At 62.8% G+C, this 3732-nt stretch carries 2 protein-coding genes; both read right to left on the reverse strand.

Annotated elements, in window-relative coordinates; all coding sequences use genetic code 11:
- Positions 1-438 precede the first annotated feature (438 nt).
- On the reverse strand, positions 439-1536 hold the full coding sequence (locus EV666_RS17995; protein ID WP_132011020.1) for a TIGR03617 family F420-dependent LLM class oxidoreductase: 1098 nt from the start codon (positions 1534-1536) through the stop codon (positions 439-441).
- Positions 1537-1612: 76 nt separating this feature from the next.
- Positions 1613-2929, reverse strand: a complete 1317-nt coding sequence (gene paaK, locus EV666_RS18000; protein WP_132011022.1) for a phenylacetate--CoA ligase PaaK — start codon at positions 2927-2929, stop codon at positions 1613-1615.
- Positions 2930-3732 lie beyond the last annotated feature (803 nt).

Consider the following 3732-nt stretch of genomic DNA (forward strand, 5'->3'; position numbering starts at 1 on the left):
GCCCACGATGCCGTGGAAATGCTGCCCATGATCGCGTGGAACGCGCGCCCATCATCCGGTGGAATCAGTGCCCACCATCCCGTGGAACACGCACCTTCCCGTCGAAATCCATTGTGAGCGTGACGATGCCGTCGTTGTCTTTGGCGACGTTGATGTGGCCCATTTCGCCTTCTCCTCACACCCATAAATCCGGATTGGGACCGCCATCGCCGGCGACGCGCAAAATCTGGCAGGCCGCGTTGCCAGACGCGGCCCCGACCTTCCAGGCGCCGCGCCCGACCTTCCCGGCGTCCCCCGGCGGGCGCCGGGCGACGCTGGCGGATATTCCGGAGCGGTCGTTCACGATTGCGGCGGCCTTCCCGGAGGCGGGGCCCCTATCCAGGGATCAGGGCCAGCTACCCCGCGCGCCGAACCTGTGAACCAAAGTCCGGAGGCGTTTCACGCCGTTCCGAGGATATTGGCGCGCGCGCGCGCCTCCCCGGCTCCGTGCAGGTCGCGAACGAGCTGCTGCATGATCCGCTTTTCGCCATCGTTACGGACCGGGATCGAGAATTCGCAGTTGGTGACGACGTCGCCATAACGGTCCATCAGCTTGCGCCCGATGACGTCATAGGTTCCAAAAACCACGAATTGTTCGAGGATGTCGTCGGAGATGAGCCTGGGCAGTTCTTCCCAGTTCTGCGCGCGCGAAAGGTGTTTGGCCTCCCGCGTCAGATCCCCAAGGCCAACATGCTCGAAGCAGGCGAGATAGGCGGGGGTGGACGCGTAAAACGCGATGCGCGCCCGTGCGTCCCTGATCTTTGTCTGAAGTTCTTCCTCGTTCGGGGCGGTTGCGATGAGCGGCTTCATCGAAACCTTGAAGTTGTCCAGGGAGCGGCCCGACTTCTGGGCGCCCTTGCGCACCTCGGGCAGCATCACGTCGCGAATGTAACCGGGGGTGCAGACAGGATGCGGCCGGACGCCATCGGCGACCTCGCCGGCGACCATCGACATCACCGTATTCACAGCGGCAATGTGCACCGGAATGTCCGGATGCTCGATCGGGCCCGCGTCGAACAGCGGCACCATGAGATCGAGCTTGTAGTACTCGCCCTGGTAATTCAGCGGCGCGCCATTCTGCCATGTATCCCAGACGGCCCGGACGGCGCGGATATAGTCGCGCATCCAGGGCCCTGCGGGGTGAGGCTCCACGCCGTAGCGGCGCTGGATGTGCGCCTTGACCTGCGGCCCCAGTCCCAGCGTGAAACGCCCCCTGGAGAGCTTCTGGATTGTCCATGCGCTGAGCGCCATCACGGTCGGGCTGCGCGGAAAGGCAATGGTGACGGCCGTGCCGAGCTTCAGTCTGGTGGTGGCCTGCGCGGCGAGCGCCATCACGACGAACGGGTCATCCTTGGTTTCTTCGGTGAACAGGCCATCGAGGCCACATTCCTCGACAAGCCTCGCCTGCTCGCCGATGGAGCAGATATCCAGAGGTTTGTCCGGAGCGCGAAGCCCTGGGTCCACCTTGCCCATAGGCAATAGTGTCTCGATCAGCATGAAACTCTCCATGAGCTGCTGTTGGAAAAATCCGGCGCGACCGGTTCGGCCGCGAATGTGTTGGGAAACGGGCCGATCAGCGCAGCTTGCGGCGATCAATCACGCGCACGGCCTTGCCTTGCGACCGTTCAATCGCGCCCATGGGCGCGACATTCACGTTTGCCGATATGCCGACCATGGTTTTGATGCGCTTGCCGAGCTCCCGCGCCACCTCGGCGGCCGGCGCGCTGACATCGCCGGCGCGGAGCTCCACATTGATCGTCACATGATCCAGGGCCCCCTCGCGGTGGATTTCGATCTGGAAATGACCACCGAGCTGCGGGACCAGCAGGATCTGCTCTTCGATCTGGGAGGGAAACACGTTGACGCCGCGAATGATCATCATGTCATCGGAACGGCCGGCGAAACGGTCGAGGCGGCGCATCGGCCGCGCTGTCCCGGGAAGTAGCCGCGTGATATCCCGCGTCCGGTAGCGAATGACCGGAAGGGCTTCCTTGGTAAGGGTGGTGATCACCAGTTCGCCCCACTGACCGTCGGGAAGAACCTCGCCGGTCTCGGGGTCAATGATCTCCGGATAGAAGTGGTCCTCCCACAACGTCGGACCATCGAGCGTTTCGATGCACTCGCAGGCAACGCCAGGACCGATGATCTCCGAAATGCCGTAATAGTCGACCGCCTGCAGGTTGAGCCGCCGGTTGATCTCGGCCCGCATCGCCTCAGTCCAGGGCTCGGCGCCGACGAGGGCCACGCGCAGCGCGATGTCCGCATGGCTCCGGCCCTGCCGGTCGAATTCATCGGCGATATTCAGGAGATAGGACGGCGTCACCATGATGATGGTCGGCTTGAGGTCGACCAGCAGGTTCACCTGTCGCTCGGTCTGGCCGCCCGACACCGGGATCACCGTGACGCCGAGGGCCTGCGCGCCATCGTGTGAGCCGATGCCGCCTGTGAAGAGCCCGTAATTATAGGCGTTATGCACCCGGTCGCCGGCGCGCGCGCCAGCGGCCCGCAATGAACGCGCAACCAGGCCGGACCAGGTCGCAAGGTCGTTCGCGGTGTAACCGACCACCGCCGGCTTGCCCGTCGTTCCGCTCGAGGCATGTATGCGGGCCACGCGATCAAGCGGAACCGCGAACATCCCATATGGATAATGGTCACGGAAATCCTGTTTCACGGAGAAAGGGAATTTCTTCAGATCGTCAAGATTCCGGAAATCATCGGGATGAACGCCCGCCGCCATGCACTTTCTCTGGTATGGCGGACTGTTCTCGTAAGCATGCCTGATGATGTGACGCATCCGGGCGTGTTGAAGATCGCGCAGGCGGTCAACAGTTGCTGTCTCGATGTCGTCGAGATCAAACGCATTACCGGGCTTCGAAACTGCCAGGAGCATGGAACCTTCCCCTCCCAGTGGGGTGTCCGGCCAGAAAATACTTTCTGATGAGCCGATTTGTTTATGCCCCGCGATATTGCCGCGCCGCCCGGCACAGAAGAAGGACCGTAACTGCCAGGAAAGGTCATACTTTCGCGCGCAATTTCGCCGGCAATTGGCGAAGCGGAGCGGGACAATTGTTTGATATTTATGATATTTTATCCACACAGGCTGTGGGCTGACCTTTTCGCCGGCGATATCCTGCCAGCGCGGATTTGGGGACAGAAAACGTTATCGCCAAGGCAGCGCATCAGCCGTCGGCGGGCCCGCGGCGGCGCGTAACGTCCACACCTTTTGCCGGATGTGAACGCTGTGGCCCTTATGCGCGGTCGTAGGGGGCCGGAATTACTCCAATCAGGCAGCTTCCCAGGACGATGCTGCCACGACCAGGCGCCGGAGATCGCGATTTCAGCGCCCCGCGCCCACATGGCGGAACGCTCTCAGCCGGTCCCGGCGTGCCTGACAATGAACAACCGGTTGCCGAACCGCGCATCCGCGATCTGACGCTGCTGAATGTCAGCCGGGCCATACCCACGCCGGAACTCCGCCGTCACGCGGTCACCCGTGCGGATGTGGGCAGCTGGGGGCGAGGCGTCCGGCGGATGGACAGACAAGGAGCCGCCTGGGGCTCTGGGCGGCGGCCTGATCGCGGCTGAGGAAGGGATGGACAAGCAAAAACCCCCGTCCGCGTGGAGCGGACGGGGTTTTAATTGTATTGGTTGCGGGGGCTGGATTTGAACCAGCGACCTTCAGGTTATGAGCCT

The organism is Camelimonas lactis, from assembly GCF_004342915.1.
Classification (GTDB): Bacteria; Pseudomonadota; Alphaproteobacteria; order Rhizobiales; family Beijerinckiaceae; genus Camelimonas; species Camelimonas lactis.

Excerpts from the sequence above, each read along its gene's own strand:
- EV666_RS17995 (WP_132011020.1), bottom strand. The coding sequence starts at position 1,536 with ATGCTGATCGAGACACTATTGCCTATGGGCAAGGTGGACCCAGGGCTT.
- paaK (WP_132011022.1), bottom strand. The coding sequence starts at position 2,929 with ATGCTCCTGGCAGTTTCGAAGCCCGGTAATGCGTTTGATCTCGACGAC.